This window comes from Hallella multisaccharivorax DSM 17128 (assembly GCF_000218235.1).
Lineage (GTDB): Bacteria > Bacteroidota > Bacteroidia > Bacteroidales > Bacteroidaceae > Prevotella > Prevotella multisaccharivorax.
The window spans coordinates 342,777-365,204 of the sequence record NZ_GL945017.1 but is presented as its reverse complement, the minus strand read 5'-3'; the positions used below and the strand labels follow the sequence as shown (position 1 = coordinate 365,204).

Below are 22,428 nucleotides of genomic sequence, written 5' to 3'. Positions count from 1 at the left end.
AGTGGAGTTATGCTATACTATCTTTTTAGATTCCTTGAGCAATTCGGCATCTCAGGTTCGGGCATGTGGAGCTACATCTCCTTCCGCGCACTGTTGGCCCTTATCCTGTCACTCATCATCTCAGCCTGGTTTGGCGAAAAGTTCATCAGGTTCTTGAAGAGCAAGCAGATCACAGAGACCCAGCGCGATGCCAAGATTGACCCGTTTGGCGTAAAGAAGATCGGCGTGCCCTCCATGGGCGGCGTCATCATCATTGTCTCCATCCTCATCCCTGTGCTATTGCTCGGTAGGTTGAGAAATATCTATCTCATTCTGATGATCATCACGACGGTGTGGCTGGGCTTCCTTGGTGGACTCGACGACTTCATCAAGATTTTCCGCCGTAACAAGGAAGGGCTCAAAGGCAAATACAAGATTGTGGGACAAGTGTCAATAGGCCTCATCGTCGGTCTCGTGCTGTGGGCCTCTCCCGATGTGAAGATGAATGAGAACCTCACCATAGAAAGGCAGAACGGGCAAGAAGTTGTTGTCAAGCACCGAGCAGTGGCTCACAAATCGCTTAAGACCACCATTCCCTTTGTCAAGGGTCATAACCTCGACTATTCAAGGATCATGTCGTTCTGTGGCAAGCACAAAACGGCAGCAGGATGGATACTCTTTGTCATCATGACCATTCTTGTGGTGACAGCAGTCAGCAACGGGGCCAACCTCAATGACGGCATGGATGGTATGTGCGCGGGCAACTCCGCCATCATTGGCGTGGCACTCGGCATCCTCGCCTACGTGAGTTCACACATGCAGTTTGCCGCCTATCTCAACATCATGTACATTCCCGGCTCACAGGAGCTCGTGGTGTTCATGTGTGCCTTTGTCGGTGCACTCATCGGTTTTCTGTGGTACAACGCCTATCCTGCGCAAGTGTTTATGGGCGACACGGGTAGCCTCACTATTGGAGGTATCATCGGTGTATGTGCCATCATCATCCACAAAGAGCTGTTGTTGCCCATCCTCTGCGGTATATTTTTTGTGGAGAGCCTGTCCGTCATCGTGCAAGTGTGGTACTACAAATTGGGCAAGCGCCGTGGTATCAAGCAGCGCATCTTCAAGCGCACGCCTATTCACGACAACTTCCGCGTGACCGAAGAACAACTTGATTCCGATTGCAAGTATCTCATCAAGAGTCCACGATCGCCCAAACACGAGGCAAAGATCACCATTCGCTTCTGGATAGTGACCATCATCCTCGCAGCCCTTACCATCATCACATTGAAAATAAGATAAAAAGGAGAAGTCCCTTAATAGAGAAGTTCATCAGAAGTACTGAAGTTAAGAAATCCAGTCAAATGATAAGCAACATGCTTATTATAATGACGGACCTTCTAGCCTTCTTACCTCTGACCTTCAATAACTTCATTAATAGCGCAATGAGTAGAATAGTAGTATTAGGAGCTGGAGAAAGTGGCGCAGGAGCCGCTGTTCTGGCTAAAAAGGAAGGTTTCGACGTGTTTGTTTCCGACACGTCAAAGATTAAGGACAACTATAAGAAGATGCTCGATGACCATAGCATTGAGTGGGAGGAAGGACATCACACTGAGGAAAAAATCCTCAACGCCGATGAGGTCATCAAAAGCCCAGGTATCCCCAAAGAGGCACCGATGATCCAGAAACTGATAAAACAAGGCACACATATCATCAGCGAGATAGAGTTTGCAGGACGCTATACCCACTCGAAGATGATCTGCATCACCGGCTCAAATGGCAAGACAACGACAACGTCGCTCATCTATCATATCTTCAAGAAAGCAGGCTATGATGCCGGATTAGCCGGTAACATAGGCCGCAGTCTCGCGCTTCAGGTAGCAGAAAACCCGCACGAATACTACATCATCGAGCTCAGTAGCTTCCAGCTCGACAACATGTACGACTTCCGTGCCAACATAGCTATCCTGCTCAACATTACACCTGACCACCTCGACCGATACGACTTCAAGTTTGAAAACTATGCTGACGCGAAGTTGCGCATCACGCAAAACCAAACCGAAGACGACAGTTTCATCTTCTGGAATGACGACCCAGTCATCAAGAAAGAGATGGAAAAGTTTGACATCAAGGCCGTGAGATGTCCTTTCTCAGAGATTAAGGAAGATGCGTCGGTGGCTTATATAGAGGAAGGCGAGTACAAGCTTGAATACCCCACTCCATTCAATATGGAGCAGGAAACGCTCTCCCTCACGGGCAAGCACAATCTCTACAACAGTCTCGCTGCCGGTCTCGCAGCCAATATCAGCGGTATCAAGAAAGACATTATCCGCAAGAGTCTCAGCGACTTCCCTGGTGTTGAACACCGTTTAGAGAAGGTGTGCAAAGTGGGTGGTGTGCAATATATCAACGACTCTAAAGCCACCAATGTGGACGCATGCTGGTATGCGCTCGAAAGTATGACTACACCGACAATCCTCATTCTCGGCGGCAAAGACAAGGGCAACGATTACCACCACATCTTCGATCTTGTAAAAGAGAAGTGCGTTGGCCTCGTCTATCTCGGTGCTGACAACACGAAACTGCACAACAATTTCGACTCTTTCGGCATCCCCGTGCGCGATACTCACAGCATGAAAGAATGTGTCAATGCGTGCTATGAAATGGCGAAGCCAGGCGAAACCGTGCTGCTCTCACCCTGCTGTGCTTCATTCGACCTGTTTAAGAATATGGAGGACAGAGGCGAACAATTCAAGGAATTAGTGAGAAACCTGTAAAGAACTGCGGGGAGAACCATAGATGAACAAGCGATTAAATGCTATCTTCAAAGGCGACAAGGTCATTTGGATGGTATTCTTCTTCCTGTGCCTCGTCAGTGTGATAGAGGTATTCTCTGCCTCATCGTCACTTACCTATAAAACGGGCGATTACCTTGGCCCGACTGCCAAGCATATCGGAATTCTGTGTCTCGGCATCCTCCTGATGCTCGTTACACTGAACATCAAATGCCGGTATTTCAAGCTTGCTACACCAATATTGTTGGGTTTGTCTGTCTTTACCCTGCTGTTGGTGCTTGTGGCTGGCCATGCGGTGAATGGCGCAGGCCGATGGCTTTCTATCTTTGGCATGCAGTTTCAACCGTCAGAGATAGCCAAAGGTACCATGGTCCTCTCTACGGCACAGATACTCAGTGCCATGCAGACTGACCACGGAGCTGACAGGCATGCCTTCCAGTATATCTTCATTGTATGGTTATGTATAGTGCCGATGATCATGTTTGAGAACCTCTCCACAGCAGCTTTGCTGAGTGTGGTCATCTTCATGATGATGATTATCGGTCGTGTTCCCACCCGACAACTCTTGCGCGTAGTGGCAGCTGTAGCCATTATTGTGGTGATGGCCCTGTCATCAGTCTTAGCCCTCGGAGATGAAAAGGAGGCTGACGATAACCCACAGTCCATGACGGAAATGGTGGCAAAGAACGGGAAGACCATACAGACAAAGAAGCATCATGGCCTGCTCCACCGCATGGGTACATGGAAAGCACGTATCTACAACTTTATGGACAACAAATATGTACCACCAGAGAAGGTAGATCTCGATAAGGACGCACAAACAGCATATGCCAACATCGCCATAGCTTCAAGCAACATTATTGGAAAAGGACCCGGCAACAGCGAAGAGCGTGACTTCCTGCCGCAGGCATTTTCAGACTATATCTATGCTATCATCATTGAAGAGACCGGACTGCTCGGAGCTTTCCTTGTTGCCATGCTCTATATCATCCTGCTTTTCCGAACAGGCAGAATCGCTAATCGATGCGAGAATAACTTCCCGGCGTTTCTTGCCATGGGACTTGCCCTTATGCTCGTTGTACAAGCACTATTCAACATGTGTGTTGCCGTGGGAATTGTACCGGTTACCGGTCAACCATTGCCACTAATCAGCAAGGGCGGGACATCAAGCATCATCAATTGTATCTACATTGGAGCTATCCTAAGCGTAAGTCGAACGGCCAAGAAAAACGGCGACGATACAGCCAAAGGACAACAAGCCGTCACGGCAAAAGCCACAACATCAGCAGACAACACGGAAAAAAACGACTGAAATAATTTCGACAAATAATAGTCACTATAACAAAAAAAATGATTACTTTTGCCGAAAATGTAGCAAAATGGAAAAAGAGCTAAGAGTTATCATCAGCGGAGGAGGCACCGGCGGACATATTTTCCCGGCAGTCAGTATTGCCAATGCCATCAAGGCCAAGCATCCAGAAGCAAAGATTTTGTTTGTGGGAGCATTAGGCAGAATGGAAATGCAACGCGTTCCACAAGCTGGTTATGAGATCAAAGGCCTACCCGTAAGAGGCTTGGTACGGCCGATCTACTCGCTTAAAAACATTGGTGTCGCCATTGATTTCCTCCGCAGCAAACTCATGGCAAAGCGCATCGTGCGTACATTCAGGCCTGATGTGGCCGTAGGAGTTGGTGGCTACGCCAGCGCTGCCGCCCTTGACGCAGCTCACAGCTTAGGTGTACCGTGCCTGATTCAAGAACAAAACTCCTATGCTGGAAAAACTAATAAGATGCTTGCCAATAAAGTAGAGAAAATTTGCGTGGCCTACAATGGCATGGAAAGGTTCTTCCCCTCTGACAAGATCATTATAACAGGCAATCCTGTCAGGCAGAATGTTGTCAACGACAGTATCTCAAAAGAAGAGGCAAGGCAGAAATTCGGCCTTGATCCAAACAAGAAAACGGTACTCCTGGTAGGTGGAAGCCTTGGCGCAAGAACTATCAACGACAGTATGAGGCTGCATCTTGACGAGGTGAAAAATGCTGATGCGCAATTCATTTGGCAAACAGGTAAGTATTATAACCAAGAGATGAGCGAAGCTGTCAAAACTTATGGAGAGATACCCAACCTCAAAGTTCTTGACTTCATCTCTGATATGGGCGCGGCTTACAAGGCTGCCGACCTTGTCATCAGCCGTGCGGGCGCAAGCTCCATCAGCGAATTTTGCCTCATCGGGAAGCCTGTCATTTTGGTGCCAAGTCCTAATGTAGCGGAAGACCATCAAACCAAAAACGCCATGGCTCTCGTCAATAAAGACGCAGCTATTTATGTAAAAGATGCCGAGGCTCCCGACATGTTGCTCAAACGGGCCCTGGACATTATCAACGACGAAGAGATGTTAACATCACTCAGTGAGAATATCAAGAAACTTGGACTACCCAATTCCGCCGACATCATTGCCGACGAAGTACTTAAGTTGGTGAGAAGATAAAGCTATAAGTTGTTATTAAATAATGGAATTAAAAGATATTAAGGCCGTTTACTTCATCGGTGCAGGTGGTATCGGCATGAGCGCCATCGCAAGATTCTTCATCCATCGTGGCGTTGTCGTTGCCGGATATGACCGCACACCGTCCACACTTACCAAGCAACTGGAGAAGGAAGGCATGCTCATCCATTACGATGAGAACCTGGAAGAGATACCCCATGCCTGCAAAGACAAGGCGGCGTGCCTCGTCGTTTATACAGCAGCCATTCCTTCGACACACAAGGAACTCACATGGTTCCGCGACAATGGTTTTGAAGTGCAGAAACGCGCCCAGGTTCTTGGCATCCTCACGCGTACCCACAAAGGACTCTGCGTAGCGGGCACACACGGAAAGACTACTACATCGACCATGTGCGCGCATATCATGCATCAAAGCCATGTAGACTGTAACGCATTCTTAGGGGGCATCTCGAAGAATTACGGCACAAACTATATCCTTTCCAACACCAGCGACTATGTCGTCATTGAGGCCGATGAGTTCGACCGCTCCTTCCATTGGCTGCGTCCATGGATGACAGTCATCACCGCTACGGATCCCGATCACCTCGATATCTATGGCACCAAAGAGGCCTACTTGGAAAGCTTCCGCCATTACACCGAGCTCATACAGCCCGGGGGCACCCTTATCATCCACACTGATCTGGAAATGAAGCCTCATGTGCAAGACAGCGTAAAGACTTACACCTATAGCCGCGACAAAGGTGATTTCCACGCTGAGAACATCAAGATTGAGAATGGAGAGATCACGTTCGATTTCATTTCGCCAAAAGGCAACATCACCGACGTGAAACTCGGCCAGCCCATTCCCATCAATATCGAGAACGGAGTAGCTGCCATGGCTATGGCACAGCTCAACGGCTGTACCGCCAACGAGATAAAATACGGTATGGAGACCTATCATGGCGTGGAGCGCCGCTTTGACTTCAAGATCCGCAACGACCGCCATGTACTGCTTTCCGACTACGGCCATCACCCGAAAGAAATCCTCCAGTGCGCTAAAAGCCTGCGCGAGATTTATCCTTCACGCAAGATCACGGTGATATTCCAGCCGCACCTCTACACCCGCACCCGCGATTTCTACAAAGAGTTCGCAGACGCACTGAGCCACTTCGACGAGGTCATCCTTACTGAGATTTATCCCGCGCGAGAGCAGCCCATTCCCGGCGTAACATCAGAACTCATCTATGACAACCTCGGAGAAAACGTAGAAAAAAGCATGATCAGGAAAGAGGAGGTACTTGATATGGTTAAGAATCGTGACTTCGATGTCTTAGTGATACTGGGTGCCGGAGACCTCGACAATATGGTACCGGAAATGGTGAAAATCATCAACGCCAAATAAACACGACGCAATCTCTAAACACAACAATCCATGCACGTCAACTGGAAAAGAATATTACTTGTGGGCAGCGATATAGTGTTAGGAACCTATATCGTTATCGCCATGACGGCTTTCAACAAGAAGTCGGAATCCGATATAGTCTGCACGCAAGTGAATATCAATGTCCAGGACGAGGCAACTAATGGGTTCATTTCCCCCCAAGAGATTAAAGGGCGACTCGTCAGAAACGGTCTCTATCCCCTCAAGAAAGAGCTTCGCTACATCAACAGCAGGGAAATCGAAGAAAAGCTACGGCAAAGTCCGTTCATCAAAAACGCGGAATGCTATAAGACGCAGGACGGACATGTGTGGATCACACTCACACAGCGAATGCCCACCCTGCATATCATGGCTGCCAACGGCGATGACTACTATCTCGACGACGACCACCGCATCATGCCCAACTCCCACTACACCAGCAACCTCATCATTGCTACGGGGTGGATCGACAGATGGTTTGCACGCAACTACATTGCCTATCTCTCCGACGCCATCATGGCCAATGAATTCTGGCAGAACCAAATAGAGCAAATCAACGTACTACCGAACGGGGGCATTGAACTTGTACCGCGTGTGGGAAACAACATATTATATATCGGTCAACTACCACAGACCAAATACATCGCTCAGCGAAAGCAACTCGTCACCGACTATGCCAACCGCAAGATGGACAGGCTGCAGAAATTCTACAAATACGGTCTCTCACAGGCCGGATGGAATAAATACTCCTATATCAACGTGGAATTTGACAATCAGATCATTTGCAAGAAAAGAAAAACTGAATAAAGTAGACATATCCCAATGGCAGAATTTATAGTAGCAATCGAATTAGGATCATCCAAGATAACCGGTATCGCGGGAAGGAAAAACAAGGATGGTAGCATCACAGTTCTTGCTTTGGCGCAGGAGGAGGGCTCTAACTGCATCCGCAAGGGCGTTGTGCACAACATAGACAAGACCGTACAAGCGCTTTCCAACATCATCAAGAAGCTGGAGGTCACTCTCAAGACACGCATTGCACATGTCTACGTCGGATTCGGAGGCCAATCCATTATCAGCGTGAAAAACACCAATGTCAGGGAAATCTCCAATGAAAGTGAGGTGACGCAGGACATGATCAACGAGCTCATGGATGCCAACCGCAGCATGCAATATCCTGACAAACAGATTCTGGATGCGGTCACACTCGAGTATAAAGTCGACAACCAATATCAGTCCGAGCCACCTGTCGGCGTGCCCTGCAAGCGATTGGAAGGCAATTTCCTCAATATTCTTTGCCGCAGAGAATTCTACCGGAGACTGAAAAAATGCTTCGACCAAGCCAACATCAGCATTCTCGATATGTACATCTCACCGTTGGCATTGGCCGACAGCGTGCTGACAGAAGCTGAAAAGCGAGGAGGATGCGTACTCGTCGACATGGGTGCCGACACCACCACAGTGAGCATCTATCACCGGAACATTCTCCGGAAACTCGTCGTCATACCATTGGGAGGCAACAATATCACAAAAGACATCGCCTCCCTGCAGATAGACGATGAGACCGCCGAAAAGATGAAAATCAAATATGCCAGCGCGTTCACTGACGGAAACGACATCGATCCGACATTCTCCTACCCCATTGACAATGAACGGAAAGTGGAGATGGTCAAATTTGTTGACATTGTGGAAGCCCGTATGCGAGAGATCATCGAGAACGTCAGAAGCCAGATTCCAGACGAGTACATCGACAAACTCTTAGGCGGCATCATCCTCACGGGCGGAAGCAGCAATATCCGCAATATCGAACGTGCCTTCCGGCTCTATACGCACATTGAAAAGGTCAGAACCGCCAAATTCGTTAACGAGACCATCAAGTCAGGCAACCCCACTGTCAATGCCAAGGATGGGCGGTTGTGCACCGTACTCGCCATTCTCGCTAAAGGCGATCAGAATTGCGCAGGCAACGACATCACCGGAGAGCTCTTCGAGAATCAGCAGCCAAAGACAACTCTTGACACAACGACGACCATTCCGACCACACAACCCGTCAACCCTACTGGAAAGGTCATGGAAGAGAAGCCCTATATTCAGACAAGGCCAACGGGATCAGCCGACATTAACAATGGCAAGACCGATAATGCCGATGAGGGAAACAATGCAACCGAGACACCGACATCGACACACAAATTTATTAATAAATTCAAGGCCTTTGTCAAGAAGATGACAGAACCCGACGAAGAAGAAAAGTAATCTCTTAGACTGAAAGGAAATATGCCAGACAACAACAATACAGACAGCAAGCGGCCGACAATCCTCGATTTCGGCGAGCCTGATAAGGAAAACAGTATCATTAAAGTGATTGGTGTCGGTGGCGGTGGCGGCAATGCTGTCAACCACATGTACCGTGAGGGCATCCACGATGTAACATTCGTGCTCTGCAACACCGACGCGCAGGCTTTGAACGACTCACCCGTTCCCGTTCACCTACAGCTTGGAAAAGAAGGACTCGGAGCCGGAAACAGACCCGCACGCGCACGACAAGCAGCAATGGAAAGCATCGATGACATCAAGCGAATGCTTGACGACGGTACCAAGATGGCATTTATCACCGCAGGCATGGGCGGTGGAACGGGTACCGGAGCTGCTCCTGTCATAGCGCAGGTGAGCAAGGAAATGGGTATCCTCACCGTGGGCATCGTCACCATTCCTTTCCGCTTCGAGGGCCCGAAGAAGATCAACCAGGCTCTTGACGGCGTCGAGGAGATGGCCAAGCACGTTGACGCTTTGCTGGTTATCAACAACGAACGCCTGCGCCAGATCTACCCGGAGCTGACGCTTGTCGATGCCTTCGGGAAAGCCGACGACACCCTCAGCGTGGCAGCCAAGAGCATCGCAGAGATCATCACGACCCACGGACTCATCAACCTCGACTTCAACGATGTCAAGACTGTTCTCAAGGATGGCGGCGTCGCCATCATGAGTACCGGCTACGGAGAAGGAGAGGGGCGCGTGAAGAAAGCCATTGACGACGCACTCAACTCACCGCTGCTCAACGACAACAACGTGTTCAACTCCAAGAAGATCCTGCTCTCCATCGCCTTCTCCAGCGAGAAGAAGGAGAACCAAGGCCTCATGATGGAAGAGATGAACGATGTCAACGACTTCATGGCCAAATTCGGCGAGGACTTCGAAATCAAATGGGGAGTGGCCATCGATCCTGAGTTGGGCAAGAAAGTAAAGGTTACCATCCTCGCGACAGGCTTCGGAGTAGAGGATGTGGAGCCTAAGGAAGCGCTTGCCCGCCGCACTTTGGAAGAGAAAAAACGCAACGAGGAAGAAGAGGAAAAGGCCATCAAGCAGCAGGAGCGCTTTGCCCACTACTACGGCAACGACGGCGACAACTCCCTTCGCAAGCGCCGCCCGCATATCTACATTTTCCAGCCTAATGACCTCGACAACGACGACATCATCCTCGCCGTGGAGAATACACCGACCTACAAACGCACACGGCCCATGCTCGAAGACATCAGAAAGCAAGGCTGTGCCGCAGAGCAGGACGAGGTCTCAGAGGATAAGAGCGACGCAGAGCCCAGCGTCATCAGTTTCGCATAACTTCTTTTTTGATTACAATCATATCATGGATTCAATTTTCGATCAGGTCAGTAGAGGCATCCGTGAAGCCATGAAGGCTCACGACAAAGTACGCCTGGAAGCACTGCGCAATGCAAAGAAAGTGTTTCTTGAAGCGAAGACAGCACCTGGAGCCAACGATACGCTCCCCGATGACAAAGCTATGAAAATCCTTCAGAAGCTTGTCAAGCAAGGTGAGGAAAGCGCAGACATCTATACCAAAGCCAGCCGTCAGGAGCTGGCGGAGGGTGAGCTGGCACAGGTCAACGTCTACAAAGAGTTCTTGCCAAAGCCGCTGACTGAAGAGCAGATAGAGGCTACCGTAAAGGACATCATTGTACAGACAGGGGCCGAAGGAATGAAAGACATGGGTAAAGTGATGGGGATGGCCACCAAGCAAATGGCCGGAAAAGCTGACGGTAAGGTGATCTCAACTATCGTCAGAAAACTCCTCGCATAATTAAAACAAGGTTTTCAGCACTTCCAATGAGCGAAGCTCAGGGAAGTCAGGTACGTGGAGGCGGTAATACATCATTATCACCTCCACGCATTTGTTTCTCTCCTCACGATTCATACGAAACAAGTGCATGTTCTCAAAGGTCATCCGCAAGAGCACACGCACCCGCGAGGCATCAGCCGGACTTAGATAATCAGGATGGGGCGGGCACACCGGAGAGAAGCAACTGTCACGCAGATCAAACCACGAACCATCGCTATAGCCCTCCATATTAGGGTAAAACCCGATGAACAACGACACACGCATCATGAAAACCAAATGAAAATTGGCATAGTTAGCTGAAGCTCCGTCGAGCCAACGCAAACTATTCTCCACAAAAGCCGCAAGGTGATCATTATTATTTTCACCACGAGAAGCATAGGTGAGAAACTCTGCGAGAAACAAGCAGATAGACAACTTCACGGGAGAAAAAGGGATAGACACATAGGGGAAAGCCAGCCGGATGTCCTTGAAATGCGGCAAGCCCTTACCTTTCCGGTCATCATAAACCACATCAAGGATAGAGAGCGGCTGGAAAAACTGGACCTTGGCCTTGCCCCTTCCTGTCCGTGACAAACTGGTAATGAAAGACACTCTCCCCGCCTCGGCTGTCAGAGCATCCACTATCAACCTTGAGTCCCCATATTTTACCGTACGGAGCACGATAAGCCTTGTCTTTATTTCCATTAGGCTGCAAATATAAGAAAAGCCAAGCATTTAGAGAAAAATAAACCCGTAAAATTTTGCCACGAAATAAAAAAGCTGTAACTTTGCACCCGCTTATAAAGAGCGATGGTCCATTCGTCTATCGGTTAGGACGAGAGATTTTCATTCTCTAAAGAGCAGTTCGACTCTGCTATGGACTACACTCCCTCTGATAACATTAAACAGAAATAATAAAGAATAACATAAAGATGGCAAATCACAAATCGTCAATCAAGAGAATCCGTCAGACCAAGGTCCGCACATTGCACAACAAATACTATGCGAAGACGATGCGTAACGCTGTACGCAAGCTCCGCGCTACAACTGACAAGGATGAGGCTGTAAAGCTCTATCCCTCCGTACAGAAAATGTTGGATAAGCTGGCTAAGACCAACATTATCCACAAGAACAAGGCTGCCAATCTCAAGTCAAGCCTTGCTCAGTACATCAACAAGCTTGGCTAAAGCAGGGTCTGCTTAGCCATAAATGAGAGGAGACATCATCATTCTCAAGCCGTTCTTCCACTGTGGAAGGACGGTTTTTTGTTTTGCAGATCCCAAGCCCATTCCAATCACAATGCCTCTACACCGTAGACGCAATGCCTCTACACTGTAGACGCAATGCCTTTACACTGTAGACGCAATGCCTTTACACTGTAGACGCAATGTCTTTACGCCGTAGACGCAAAACCAGGAAATGGCAAAGGGAAGACAAAGTTCAACAGATTAAGGATGCTTTGCACGAGTTCGGAAAGGAGTTACTGAGCGCCTGAAGACTTCCTTACCTACCTTACACACCTTACAATAGCTTTTTCTAAGGATGCAAAGCCTCTGATTATCCTTCGAGAATCTTCAGATACGTGTAGAACGCCTGCTGCATCTCGCTGACGTGGATATACTCGTCGGCGGAATGGGAGCGCGACGACTCTCCGGGGCCGAGCTTGAACGATGGCCACGGCATGAGCGCCTGGTCGCTGAGCGTCGGCGAGCCGTAAGGCTTCATGCCGAGAGCGACGCAACGCCTGATAAGCGGGTGGTCGGACGAGATGTGAGAAGAGTGGAGGCGGAAGGAATGGGCGTGCACCTCGCTTTTGACGTGTTTGCTGATGATGTCGAACACCTCTTCATTCGTATAACGTTCGTTTGTGCGCACGTCAACGAGCATTGTGCATCGGTCGGGAATGACATTGTGCTGGGTGCCGGCATTGACCGCCGTGAGCGTCATCTTTACGGAACCAAGGAGCGGGCTCACTTTCTCAAACCGATAGTCACGGATCCATTGCATGTCGTCGAGTGCCTCATAGATGGCGTTTACGCCCTCGTTGCGTGCGGCGTGTCCGCTCTTGCCGTGGGCGATGAGGTCGAGCACCATGAGCCCTCTCTCCGCGATGGCAGGCTGCATACCCGTGGGTTCGCCTACAATAGCCACGTCAATTTTCGGTAATAAGGGTATGACCTTGGCGATTCCGTTTTTTCCTGAGACCTCTTCTTCAGCAGAGGCCAGGTAGATATAGTTGTAGGGTTGTGGGCGGAGCGTGAGCCAACGGAAGACCTGCAGCAGTGTGGTAAGCCCGCCGCCGCAGTCGTTGCTGCCCAGTCCGTAGAGACAGTCGTTCTCGATCATGGGCTGGAAGGGGTCGCGTGTCCAACTTTCCACTGGTTTCACAGTGTCGATATGTGCATTGAGCAGAAGAGTAGGCTTAGCCTCGTCCCAGTCGGGCGACAGCGCCCAGATGTTGTTGCCTTCTCGCCGCAGCTTCATTCCGTAGCTGATGATGTGTTGACCCAAGATGTCTGCAGCCGCGCGTTCACCGCGGCTTATGGAGGGCGTGGCGATCAGTTGGCGTAACAGTTCGATGGCATCGCCGACATAATCTTTTTGTCTCATAGTATCGGTTTGTTTTGCGGCAAAATTAAAAAAAACATTTCTGTTTTTTTGAATATGTCGCATTAATCTTTTATCTTTGCAACAATTAACACCTAAGCTCATGCAAAACAGGTCACATCTGTCAGTGCTCATCCACTCTCAGGCAAAGAAGTATGGCAATCGGACAGCCCTCGTCCGTCAGGGTTTCGGCAGTTCAAAATGGACGGAAGTGTCATGGAATCAGTTCTCGGCGAATGTTAAGAAAGTCAGCAATGCCTTTCTGGCCCTTGGCTTGAAGTCACAAGACAAGATCGCCGTGTTCTCCCAAAACTGCGCTGAGTATCTATACACCGACTTTGGAGCTTACGGCGTAAGAGTGGTGTCGATACCTTTCTATGCCACCACGTCAGGGCAGCAGGTAGAGTATATGATCAACGACGCGGGCGTGCGGCTGGTCTTCGTCGGTGAGCAGGAGCAATACGACAAGGCTCACCGCATTCACGCCCTTTGTCCGACGATGGAGCGCATCATCGTGTTCGACCGTCATGTGCGACTGAGCATGCATGATCCAGAGGCGATGTATTTTGACGATTTCCTCAAGCTCGGCGAGGGACTGCCTCATGAGCAGGAGGTTGAGGCGCGCTGGAAGGAAGCCAACGAGGACGACCTTTGCAATATTCTCTATACCAGCGGCACCACGGGAGAGTCGAAAGGTGTGATGCTGACTTATGGGCAGTATGACGCAGCCATAAAAGCCAATGATTCTTGCGTGCCGGTGGGAGAGAACGACCGCGTTATCAACTTCCTGCCTTTCACGCATATCTTTGAGCGCGGTTGGGCTTACTTGAGCCTCACAGAGGGTGCAACGCTCATTGTCAACACCGATCCCCATAAGATTCAGCAGTCGATGCGCGAGACCCATCCTACGTGTATGTCGAGTGTGCCTCGCTTCTGGGAGAAGGTCTACCAGGCTGTCAGGGCGAAGATAGACCGGTCGAGTGTCACACAGCAGAAGATTTTCAATCACGCGTGGAATATTGGAAAGCGCTACAACATCGACTATCTGGCTAAGGGTAAACGGCCTCCTTTGGCTCTTCGCCTGCAATATGCCATTGTCAACAAGACTGTTTTGAGCTTGGTCAGGGCACAGATGGGCCTGGATCATCCTAACATTTTCCCCACGGCAGGAGCCTATGTCTCGCCCGAGGTGGCGGAGTTTGTGCATAGTATTGGTATCGGTATCATCGTGGGTTACGGATTGACCGAGAGTCTTGCGACAGTGTCGTGCGATCATAAGGGTGAGCCATTCACTATCGGATCAGTGGGCAGGCCCATCAAGGGCATAGAGATTAAGATTGGCGACAACAGCGAGATTCTGCTCAAAGGCCCCACCATTACAAAGGGATATTTTAAGCGACCGGAGCTGAACAGGAAGGCGTTTGATGCCGATGGCTTCTTCCATACTGGTGATGCAGGCTATTTAAAGAACGGTGAGCTTTTCCTTACCGAGCGCATAAAGGACCTCTTCAAGACCAGTAACGGCAAATACATCGCTCCACAGATGGTTGAGTCGTTGCTGCTGGTGGATAAGTTTGTGGATCAGGTGGCGGTTATTGCCGATCAGCGTAAGTTTGTCTCAGCCCTTGTCGTTCCGGAGTATAGCGTGCTGGAAGAGTGGACGAAAGAGAAAGGCATTCAGTTTGCTGACCGTGTGGAGCTCTGTCGTAATCAGCAGGTCATTGATATGATGACCGAACGCATCGACACCTTGCAGCAAGGACTTGCCCATTATGAACAGATCAAGCGCTTTACACTGTTGCCCCACCATTTCTCCATGCAGGAAGGTGAGATGACCAACACGTTGAAGCTGTGCCGTGGTGTTGTCAATGAACATTACAAGGACATCATTGACGCCATGTATGCCAATACTCCGTCGGACGGAGTCATAACGAAATAAACGAAATGATTACAGCAGATCAACTGAAGGACGTGCTGGAGCGTACAGAAAAGCTTCACCACTATCTCAATATTGACCAAAAGAAGGTAGAGTTTGAAGAGGAGCAGCTGCGTACGCAGGCGCCCGACTTCTGGGATGACCCCAAGCGGGCAGAAGCTCAGATGAAGAAAGTGAAAGGCATTGAGAAATGGCTTGAGGGGTACAAGCAGTGTCGTCAGTATGCCGATGAACTGCAACTCGCCTTCGATTACTATAAGGAAGAGCTCGTCTCGGAGCAGGAAGTAGATGCCGACTATGACAAGGCAATGAAGTGTATTGAGGAGCTTGAGCTGAAGAATATGCTTCGCCAGGATGAGGACTCCATGGACGCCGTGCTGAAGATCAACTCTGGTGCCGGTGGCACAGAGGCGCAGGACTGGGCCCAGATGCTCATGCGTATGTATATGCGCTGGTGTGAAGCCAATGGGTATAAGACTACCATCACCGACCTACAGCCAGGTGAGGAAGTCGGCATCAAGAGTATGACGATGACCATTGAAGGTGGCGAGTATGCCTATGGCTTCCTGAAAAGTGAGAACGGCGTGCACCGGTTGGTGCGTGTCTCGCCTTATAACGCCCAGGGCAAGCGAATGACGAGTTTTGCCTCAGTGTTTGTTACACCGCTTGTCGACGATACGATCGAGGTCTATGTCGACCCCGCCAAGGTGAGCTGGGACACGTTTCGATCCAGTGGTGCTGGTGGCCAGAACGTCAACAAGGTGGAGTCGGGCGTGCGTCTGCGCTATCAGTATGAAGATCCCGATACAGGTGAGAAAGAGGAGATCCTCATTGAAAACACCGAGACGCGTGACCAGCCGAAGAACCGAGAGAAGGCCATGAAACTCTTGAAGAGTCAGCTCTATGATCGTGCGCTGAAGAAGCAACAGGCTGAGAAGGCGAAGGTTGAGGCCAATAAGAAGAAAATTGAGTGGGGCAGTCAGATCCGTTCCTATGTCTTCGATGACCGCCGCGTGAAAGACCACCGTACGGGCTATCAGACATCTGATGTAGACGGTGTGATGGACGGTAAGATAGACGGATTCATCAAGGCTTATCTCATGGAGTTTGCCGAGAGCGATGCAGAGAAAGAAAACTAAATAACATAAGCTATGGGAAACAATAAAAAAGATCAATTGAAACACGTTGCGGCCAAAGAGGTCAACAACATGGCAACCAGCAAGAAACGCACAGAACATCAGGAAAAACAGAAAGACCAAGGTGAGCGTGTGGTGAAATGGATTTTCGGAGTCCTCGTCGCTCTCGCTGTTATCTATATGGTTTGGTCGTTGTTCATTGTGCAATAAAATATGCAGGGCTGTGTCAAAACAGCCCTTTTCTTGTTATTATGAGTGGATTGGAAATTGAACGGAAGTTTTTAGTGAAGCATGGTCACGCTTACAGGTTGGCCGCATCATCGGTGAGTCACATCCGTCAAGGCTATATTCCTGCGGATGGCGCAACGGTGCGTGTGCGTATGCGTGACGACAAAGCGTATCTTACCATCAAGGGAAAGAGCAGCGATGGTGGCATGACACGCTATGAGTTTGAGAAGGAGATCACGCTTGATGAGGCTTCACATCTACTGGAGCTATGCCGTGGCGGCGTGATTGACAAGCACCGGTATCTTGTGAAATCAGGGCGCCATATCTTTGAAGTCGATGAATTTCACGGCGCTAATGACGGACTCGTGATGGCTGAGGTGGAGCTTGGCAGTGAGACGGAGGTGTTTGAAAAACCTGATTTTATTGGGCCCGAAGTGACAGGCGACATGCATTTCTACAATTCCCATATGCTTGGCAATCCCTATTCAGATTGGAAGCAATTGGTGCCGAAAGACTATCGTTGAGTGCCATCGCTTCTGATATTTCATGTTTTATCAATAAAAGCTTTCACTTTATATGTAAAAGTGTTTATTATTTTATAATTTTGCAATAAAATTATAGAGGAAACATCATGGCATCAGAAGAGAGAGTGAGTTTTGGCAGTAAGATAGGGATGATTCTTGCCACAGCGGGTGGCGCTGTGGGCTTGGGAAACATCTGGCGTTTCCCTTATATGGCCGGCCAAAACGGTGGAGCCGCATTTATTATCGTCTATGTTGGTTGTGTGCTGCTGTTGGGCATCCCCTGTATGGTGTCTGAATTTATCATTGGGCGGCATGGTGCAGCTAACACCTATCGGGCTTACTCGAAAGTTGGCGGAGGCAAGGCATGGAAATATGTAGGTCTGCTCGGTGTGCTCACGGGGTTTCTGATTATGGGTTATTATGCAGTTATCTCCGGCTGGTGCTTGCAGTACGTCTACGCGTCAATTATGGGACAGCTCCATGGCAATACCGACTTTGTGAAGCAATATTTTGCTGACTTCTCCACCAATCCTGTTCAGCCGGTGTTTTGGCTCGTCATTATCATGCTGGGAACGCATTTTGTGATTATTCATGGCGTGCGGGGTGGTATAGAGAAGGCTTCGAAGATGATGATGCCTACGTTGTTCATCTTATTGCTCGTCATCGTGGTCTGCTCTTGCCTGTTGCCGAATGCTGGAAAAGGCATTGAGTTCCTCTTCAAGCCCGACTTCTCTAAAGTGGACAGTGGCATGTTTCTCGGTGCCCTTGGCCAGTGCTTCTACTCGCTGAGTATTGCTATGGGATGTATTTGCACTTATGCCTCGTACTACACACGTCAGACCAATCTGCTCAAATCCGCTGTGCAGATTTGCTCCATTGACACTGTAGTCGCTATTCTGGCCGGACTGATGATTTTCCCTGCTGCGTTCTCCGTGGGCATCCGTCCTGACAGTGGCCCATCGCTCATTTTCATCACGCTGCCCAATGTGTTCAATGAGGCATTCACGGGTTTGCCGTTGTTGGGCTGGTTCGTGTCCCTGCTGTTCTATCTGCTGCTCTCGTTGGCTGCCCTGACCTCTCTCATCTCTCTACATGAGGTCTCTACGGCATTTTTCTATGAGGAACTGCACATCTCGCGCACGAAAGGCGCCGCTATTGTCACGGTATCGTGTACGCTCATTGGTGCTGTCTGCTCTTTGTCTTTAGGCGATTGGAGCGGATTGACGATAGCAGGGAAAACGTTATTCGACGTTTTTGACTTTGTCACTGGTCAGATCTTCCTTCCTGTTGGCGGTTTCCTGACATGCATTTTCATTGGATGGTTTATACCAAAGAAGCTCGTCAAAGACGAGTTCACGAACTGGGACACTGTGTCGCAGCGGTTCTTCGGCATCTATCTTTTCCTCGTTCGCTTCGTAGCGCCGCTGGCCATTCTTGCCATCTTCCTTCATCAGTTTGGAGTGATATAGCAGGACGAGATTATTCCGTTTCTTCGGTGATGATTGGGTGTTAGTGCAGGGGCAGTCCTCTGTGGTCGCCTGTCGAAGCATTGGTAAATAGTCACATACGCATTGCGTGTTTAATCTGTTTTGTGGTTGTGGGCGGCTACAGGGAAACGCCCCCTGCAATTGAACGAATGACAGCGTAAAATATTCAATATTTCGTTTGTGCTCTCAGCATAATTCGTTATTTTTGCAGCATCACCACTTAAAGCAACGACTATTGTGTTAGAAATTAAAATTAGTTTATGGATCGCGGTAACTTTGGAACTAAGATAGGAGTGGTTCTCGCCACTGCCGGCTCGGCAGTGGGTTTAGGAAACATTTGGCGCTTCCCCTATATGACGGGGCATGACGGTGGAGCGGCCTTCATAGTGGTCTATATTGTTTGTGTCATTGTGCTTGGGGTGCCTGGCATGATCGCCGAGTTTGTCGTGGGGCGGCATGGTGCAGCCAATGCTGCTCGAGCTTACACCCTTGCGGGCGGAAATAAGGCGTGGGCTGTTGTAGGGTTTATAGGTGCGCTCACCTCGCTGATCATCTTAGGCTTCTATTCCGTCATCGCGGGGTGGTGTTTGCAGTATCTCTTTGCCTCCATCATGGGAAATATCAATGGAGATGCTGTCTATGTGCAGGAATATTTTCGCAAGTTCTCTACTTCTGCTATAGAGCCCGTCGTCTGGACCATAGCCTTCATTGTCCTTACGCATCTTGTAGTGGTGCGCGGTGTGAGGAGGGGTATCGAGAAAGTGAGTAACATCCTCATGCCTACATTATTTATATTGTTGCTCATCATTGTGGTGGCCTCCTGCACTTTGCCTGATGCCGGCAAGGGTATCAATTTCCTTTTCAAGCCCGACTTTTCAAGAGTGGACCATCAAGTTATCTTTGACGGACTGGGTCAGGCATTTTTCTCTTTGTCGCTCGGCACTGCTTGTCTTTGCACTTACGCGTCTTATTTCACTCGCCAGACTAATCTTCTGAAGTCATCCGTACAGGTGGCGGTGGTCGATACGCTCGTTGCTGTTTTGGCTGGACTGATGATTTTTCCGGCTGCGTTTTCTGTAGGGGTCAACCCCGACAGCGGTCCTTCACTCATTTTCATCACGTTGCCCAATGTCTTTCAAAAGGCTTTCACGCCCGTGTTGGGTTATATCATAGGCGTCTTGTTCTATGCCTTGTTGGCTCTCGCTGCATTGACCTCCACCATCTCTATGCATGAGATAGGCACGTCACTCTTCTTCGAAGAGCTGCATATCTCGCGTGCGAAGGGCGCGGTGTTTGAGACTGTCATCGCCCTTTTAATCGGCATTGTCTGCTCGTTGTCGTGCGGAGCGGTGGACATCACGGTGTTTGGCAAGAGCTTCCTCAACTTCTGCGACCTCCTGACCTCTAATATTCTTTTGCCGCTTGGTTCGTTTGCGACTTGTATTCTCGTCGGCTGGATAGCACCGCGAAAGGTGGTTAAGGATGAGTTTACCAATTGGGGCACAGCTTCGGTATGGGCTTATCAAGGGTGGCTCTTTCTTATTCGCTTTGTCTCCCCACTCTGCATAGCCGTTATCTTTTTTCATCAGTTAGGTATTATTTAATAAGGGATGCGATTCAGTGACTTTCATTATATCCGCCGTTCCGACCGCCGTGTCATTTGTTTCCTTTTAGCGGTTTTTATGGCAGTCAGCATTGTCCTCTTATTGTTTCATGGTCATGAGACAATGTTTACAGATGGCGGCAGGATGGACTCCACTTCTGTTCAGCGGCGATGGGGCAATTATGATAATGATCGATACCGTCGAAGCGGAGGTTACCGTTACTACGCGGTAGAGAGACGCGCCGTAAGTCTTTTTCCCTTCGACCCCAATACAGCCGATTCGACAGAACTGTTGGCTCTTGGTCTGGAGCCTTGGCAGGTGAGGAATATCTACAAGTATCGGGCTAAAGGCGGTGTTTTCCGTCGGCGTGAAGATTTTGGAAGGATTTACGGGCTGACTAATAAGCAGTATCGTGAACTTGCGCCTTACATTCGTATTGGTGCTGATTATCAGCCTTATGAGTCTCCCCATCGGTTAACTGCATCTTATGGTGGTATTGTAGACACGCTTTCTGAGCGACACTTCCCTGTTAAACTGAGGCAGGGAGAACGTATCGAACTTAATGGTGCAGATACTACACAGCTCATGAAAGTTCCAGGAATTGGGAGATATTATGCACGTGAGATTGCTTATCGAAGAAAAATTCTCGGTGGCTATTATTCCGCAGAGCAATTGCTGGAAATAGAGGATCTGCCCAAAGAGGTGTTGCCCTATTTCTATGTTAATGCGGAAAAGGTACGTCGGTTAAATGTCAATCAAGCTACGCTGGGTGAGTTGAAGCGGCATCCTTATATCAATTATTATCAGGCGAAAGACATCGTGGACTATCGTCGGCTGTATGGGACTATCCATGATATAGAAGAATTAAAGTTGATGAAAGACTTTACCAAGGACGATTTTGAACGTCTAAGACATTATATAGATTATTAATCAGGGGATCATCATTATGAAGAAGATTCTGTTTACATTATTATTGTTGTTGACTTGTCAGTTAGCTTTCTGCCAGTCGGCAAGTTCAGTTTTTAATGAATTCAGGGACAAAAAGCATGCGGAATATGTCAGTGTGCCGAGGCTCTTCATGACTATTGCTGGTGCAAAAGTGAAGGACGGCAATGTGGCCGCTTTGCTGAAGGAGGTCGATGAGGCTCGCGTGCTGACGCTCAACGATTGCTCTGGAAGTGTACGCAAGAAGTTTGCCAAGAAAATCATTGCCCTCTCGCAGAATGGTTACAGCGAATTCACCGGCGTTAAGAAAGGCAAGAGTGAAGGTATGAATATTCTCGTCAAGCAAAAAGGTAGTGCCATTCAGGAGATCGTGGCTCTGTCGACCGGTGACAACACGTGTGTGGGATTTCTGATTACTGGAGAGATCAATGCAGAAGATGTTGCTGCTATCATTGGTATGGTTGACGACTGATGCACTTATAGAATATTGAAAAAACGAAAGAAGCGACTGTTCATAGCCGCTTCTTTTTAATGGTCGGGATGACCGGATTTTGCCAGGGCAAAATTTTCTACGTGAAAGCTGATAAAATGGGAGGTTGAGACAGACCGTTTTTGTTAATTGCGTCCGATATTTGTCCGAGTAAGATGTATCTTTAAGACTAACTGGTGTAATGAGTTATCTCACTTTTTTAGGGTCTGTTTCTTGGATTTTAGTGAGGATCGGACATCTTGTTTTGAAGTTTTAGTGCCAGATCGAGTTTACTGTCTAACTGTTCGATATACTTCCGTTGTTCGGCGATACGCTTGTCTTTTTCCTCTATCACCATCTTCAGAGCTTTATTTTCAGCCCGTAGGTCGGCTAAGTCGACTTTTGCGTGAGGTGAATTATTGATGATACCAATTCCATTGATAGTTTGAACATCCTGTTTACTCGTGATGTTGTCTTTGTACAGGCTATCCATAGATATTTCGAGCGCACGGCAAAGTTTTACCACCGTGCTGGCTCTCACATCCGGCTTGGTTGTAATCTCTTTAACTATGTCTCTGTGAGTACCTTCACCGAATATTAGCTTTGACAGCTGGCGGGGTGTCAAGTTGCGTTCTTTAAGCACATCCTGGATGTACTCAAGATTTGGGTTGATGCGTTCCAATGCCATACCAAATGTT

21 protein-coding genes are annotated in these 22,428 nt (G+C 48.9%); 18 read left to right on the top strand and 3 right to left on the bottom strand.

Annotated elements, in window-relative coordinates; genetic code table 11:
* The first annotated feature begins 9 nt into the window (after positions 1 to 9).
* From mraY to PREMU_RS01955, 9 genes are all read left to right on the top strand, one after another.
* Positions 10 to 1,281, top strand: coding sequence for a phospho-N-acetylmuramoyl-pentapeptide-transferase (gene mraY, locus PREMU_RS01995; RefSeq protein ID WP_007572738.1), 1,272 nt, complete (start codon positions 10 to 12; stop codon positions 1,279 to 1,281).
* Between the two features lie 143 nt (positions 1,282 to 1,424).
* On the top strand, positions 1,425 to 2,756 hold the full coding sequence (murD, locus tag PREMU_RS01990) for a UDP-N-acetylmuramoyl-L-alanine--D-glutamate ligase (protein ID WP_040557938.1): 1,332 nt from the start codon (positions 1,425 to 1,427) through the stop codon (positions 2,754 to 2,756).
* A gap of 22 nt (positions 2,757 to 2,778) precedes the next feature.
* Positions 2,779 to 4,086, top strand: a complete 1,308-nt coding sequence (locus tag PREMU_RS01985) for an FtsW/RodA/SpoVE family cell cycle protein (RefSeq protein WP_007572735.1) — start codon at positions 2,779 to 2,781, stop codon at positions 4,084 to 4,086.
* Positions 4,087 to 4,153: 67 nt separating this feature from the next.
* The gene (gene murG / locus PREMU_RS01980) at positions 4,154 to 5,266 is read left to right on the top strand and encodes an undecaprenyldiphospho-muramoylpentapeptide beta-N-acetylglucosaminyltransferase (RefSeq protein ID WP_007572733.1); all 1,113 of its coding nucleotides are present in this window, start codon (positions 4,154 to 4,156) and stop codon (positions 5,264 to 5,266) included.
* Between the two features lie 22 nt (positions 5,267 to 5,288).
* Positions 5,289 to 6,665 carry a UDP-N-acetylmuramate--L-alanine ligase gene (gene murC, locus PREMU_RS01975; RefSeq protein ID WP_007572731.1) on the top strand — a complete coding sequence of 459 codons (1,377 nt, stop codon included), beginning with the start codon at positions 5,289 to 5,291 and terminating at the stop codon, positions 6,663 to 6,665.
* Between the two features lie 30 nt (positions 6,666 to 6,695).
* Positions 6,696 to 7,490 (top strand): hypothetical protein, encoded by a 795-nt coding sequence (locus tag PREMU_RS01970; RefSeq protein ID WP_007572729.1) that lies wholly within the window; start codon positions 6,696 to 6,698, stop codon positions 7,488 to 7,490.
* 15 nt (positions 7,491 to 7,505) lie between these two features.
* Entirely contained in the window at positions 7,506 to 8,936 is a 1,431-nt protein-coding gene (ftsA, locus tag PREMU_RS01965; RefSeq protein WP_007572727.1) for a cell division protein FtsA, read from the top strand.
* A 21-nt stretch (positions 8,937 to 8,957) separates the two neighbouring features.
* Complete coding sequence (gene ftsZ, locus PREMU_RS01960; protein WP_007572725.1) at positions 8,958 to 10,298, top strand: cell division protein FtsZ; 1,341 nt, start codon at positions 8,958 to 8,960, stop codon at positions 10,296 to 10,298.
* Positions 10,299 to 10,323: 25 nt separating this feature from the next.
* The gene (locus tag PREMU_RS01955) at positions 10,324 to 10,776 is read left to right on the top strand and encodes a GatB/YqeY domain-containing protein (protein ID WP_007572723.1); all 453 of its coding nucleotides are present in this window, start codon (positions 10,324 to 10,326) and stop codon (positions 10,774 to 10,776) included.
* Here PREMU_RS01955 and recO read toward each other — a convergent pair whose 3' ends face one another.
* Positions 10,777 to 11,499 carry a DNA repair protein RecO gene (gene recO / locus PREMU_RS01950; protein WP_007572722.1) on the bottom strand — a complete coding sequence of 241 codons (723 nt, stop codon included), beginning with the start codon at positions 11,497 to 11,499 and terminating at the stop codon, positions 10,777 to 10,779.
* Between the two features lie 227 nt (positions 11,500 to 11,726).
* Between recO and rpsT the strand changes: the two genes are divergently transcribed.
* A complete protein-coding gene (rpsT, locus tag PREMU_RS01945) occupies positions 11,727 to 11,981 on the top strand; it encodes a 30S ribosomal protein S20 (RefSeq protein WP_007572720.1) in 255 nt (84 codons plus the stop codon).
* Positions 11,982 to 12,351: 370 nt separating this feature from the next.
* On the opposite strand, the gene PREMU_RS01940 is transcribed toward rpsT, so the two are convergent.
* Complete coding sequence (locus tag PREMU_RS01940) at positions 12,352 to 13,404, bottom strand: M20 family metallo-hydrolase (protein WP_007572717.1); 1,053 nt, start codon at positions 13,402 to 13,404, stop codon at positions 12,352 to 12,354.
* Positions 13,405 to 13,504: 100 nt separating this feature from the next.
* On the opposite strand from PREMU_RS01940, the gene PREMU_RS01935 reads away from it, so the two are divergent.
* The 8 genes from PREMU_RS01935 to PREMU_RS01900 all read left to right on the top strand — a co-directional run bounded on the left by PREMU_RS01935 (position 13,505) and on the right by PREMU_RS01900 (position 21,733).
* Positions 13,505 to 15,340 carry an AMP-dependent synthetase/ligase gene (locus tag PREMU_RS01935; RefSeq protein WP_007572715.1) on the top strand — a complete coding sequence of 612 codons (1,836 nt, stop codon included), beginning with the start codon at positions 13,505 to 13,507 and terminating at the stop codon, positions 15,338 to 15,340.
* Between the two features lie 5 nt (positions 15,341 to 15,345).
* The gene (prfB, locus tag PREMU_RS01930) at positions 15,346 to 16,476 is read left to right on the top strand and encodes a peptide chain release factor 2 (protein ID WP_007572713.1); all 1,131 of its coding nucleotides are present in this window, start codon (positions 15,346 to 15,348) and stop codon (positions 16,474 to 16,476) included.
* A 12-nt stretch (positions 16,477 to 16,488) separates the two neighbouring features.
* Complete coding sequence (locus tag PREMU_RS01925) at positions 16,489 to 16,683, top strand: hypothetical protein (RefSeq protein WP_007572711.1); 195 nt, start codon at positions 16,489 to 16,491, stop codon at positions 16,681 to 16,683.
* Positions 16,684 to 16,724: 41 nt separating this feature from the next.
* Positions 16,725 to 17,225: a CYTH domain-containing protein gene (locus tag PREMU_RS01920; RefSeq protein ID WP_007572709.1), complete on the top strand. Its 501-nt coding sequence runs from the start codon at positions 16,725 to 16,727 to the stop codon at positions 17,223 to 17,225.
* Between the two features lie 107 nt (positions 17,226 to 17,332).
* Positions 17,333 to 18,694 carry a sodium-dependent transporter gene (locus PREMU_RS01915; RefSeq protein WP_007572708.1) on the top strand — a complete coding sequence of 454 codons (1,362 nt, stop codon included), beginning with the start codon at positions 17,333 to 17,335 and terminating at the stop codon, positions 18,692 to 18,694.
* 278 nt (positions 18,695 to 18,972) lie between these two features.
* A complete protein-coding gene (locus PREMU_RS01910) occupies positions 18,973 to 20,316 on the top strand; it encodes a sodium-dependent transporter (RefSeq protein WP_007572707.1) in 1,344 nt (447 codons plus the stop codon).
* Positions 20,317 to 20,322: 6 nt separating this feature from the next.
* Complete coding sequence (locus PREMU_RS01905; RefSeq protein WP_007572706.1) at positions 20,323 to 21,246, top strand: ComEA family DNA-binding protein; 924 nt, start codon at positions 20,323 to 20,325, stop codon at positions 21,244 to 21,246.
* 16 nt (positions 21,247 to 21,262) lie between these two features.
* A complete protein-coding gene (locus tag PREMU_RS01900) occupies positions 21,263 to 21,733 on the top strand; it encodes a DUF4252 domain-containing protein (RefSeq protein WP_007572705.1) in 471 nt (156 codons plus the stop codon).
* 238 nt (positions 21,734 to 21,971) lie between these two features.
* Here PREMU_RS01900 and PREMU_RS01895 read toward each other — a convergent pair whose 3' ends face one another.
* Positions 21,972 to 22,418, bottom strand: coding sequence for a hypothetical protein (locus PREMU_RS01895; protein ID WP_007572704.1), 447 nt, complete (start codon positions 22,416 to 22,418; stop codon positions 21,972 to 21,974).
* Between the last annotated feature and the right edge of the window lie 10 nt (positions 22,419 to 22,428).

Excerpts from the sequence above, each read along its gene's own strand:
- mraY (WP_007572738.1), top strand. The coding sequence starts at position 10 with ATGCTATACTATCTTTTTAGATTCCTTGAGCAATTCGGCATCTCAGGT.
- murD (WP_040557938.1), top strand. The coding sequence starts at position 1,425 with ATGAGTAGAATAGTAGTATTAGGAGCTGGAGAAAGTGGCGCAGGAGCC.
- PREMU_RS01985 (WP_007572735.1), top strand. The coding sequence starts at position 2,779 with ATGAACAAGCGATTAAATGCTATCTTCAAAGGCGACAAGGTCATTTGG.
- murG (WP_007572733.1), top strand. The coding sequence starts at position 4,154 with ATGGAAAAAGAGCTAAGAGTTATCATCAGCGGAGGAGGCACCGGCGGA.
- murC (WP_007572731.1), top strand. The coding sequence starts at position 5,289 with ATGGAATTAAAAGATATTAAGGCCGTTTACTTCATCGGTGCAGGTGGT.
- PREMU_RS01970 (WP_007572729.1), top strand. The coding sequence starts at position 6,696 with ATGCACGTCAACTGGAAAAGAATATTACTTGTGGGCAGCGATATAGTG.
- ftsA (WP_007572727.1), top strand. The coding sequence starts at position 7,506 with ATGGCAGAATTTATAGTAGCAATCGAATTAGGATCATCCAAGATAACC.
- ftsZ (WP_007572725.1), top strand. The coding sequence starts at position 8,958 with ATGCCAGACAACAACAATACAGACAGCAAGCGGCCGACAATCCTCGAT.
- PREMU_RS01955 (WP_007572723.1), top strand. The coding sequence starts at position 10,324 with ATGGATTCAATTTTCGATCAGGTCAGTAGAGGCATCCGTGAAGCCATG.
- recO (WP_007572722.1), bottom strand. The coding sequence starts at position 11,499 with ATGGAAATAAAGACAAGGCTTATCGTGCTCCGTACGGTAAAATATGGG.
- rpsT (WP_007572720.1), top strand. The coding sequence starts at position 11,727 with ATGGCAAATCACAAATCGTCAATCAAGAGAATCCGTCAGACCAAGGTC.
- PREMU_RS01940 (WP_007572717.1), bottom strand. The coding sequence starts at position 13,404 with ATGAGACAAAAAGATTATGTCGGCGATGCCATCGAACTGTTACGCCAA.
- PREMU_RS01935 (WP_007572715.1), top strand. The coding sequence starts at position 13,505 with ATGCAAAACAGGTCACATCTGTCAGTGCTCATCCACTCTCAGGCAAAG.
- prfB (WP_007572713.1), top strand. The coding sequence starts at position 15,346 with ATGATTACAGCAGATCAACTGAAGGACGTGCTGGAGCGTACAGAAAAG.
- PREMU_RS01925 (WP_007572711.1), top strand. The coding sequence starts at position 16,489 with ATGGGAAACAATAAAAAAGATCAATTGAAACACGTTGCGGCCAAAGAG.
- PREMU_RS01920 (WP_007572709.1), top strand. The coding sequence starts at position 16,725 with ATGAGTGGATTGGAAATTGAACGGAAGTTTTTAGTGAAGCATGGTCAC.
- PREMU_RS01915 (WP_007572708.1), top strand. The coding sequence starts at position 17,333 with ATGGCATCAGAAGAGAGAGTGAGTTTTGGCAGTAAGATAGGGATGATT.
- PREMU_RS01910 (WP_007572707.1), top strand. The coding sequence starts at position 18,973 with ATGGATCGCGGTAACTTTGGAACTAAGATAGGAGTGGTTCTCGCCACT.
- PREMU_RS01905 (WP_007572706.1), top strand. The coding sequence starts at position 20,323 with ATGCGATTCAGTGACTTTCATTATATCCGCCGTTCCGACCGCCGTGTC.
- PREMU_RS01900 (WP_007572705.1), top strand. The coding sequence starts at position 21,263 with ATGAAGAAGATTCTGTTTACATTATTATTGTTGTTGACTTGTCAGTTA.
- PREMU_RS01895 (WP_007572704.1), bottom strand. The coding sequence starts at position 22,418 with ATGGCATTGGAACGCATCAACCCAAATCTTGAGTACATCCAGGATGTG.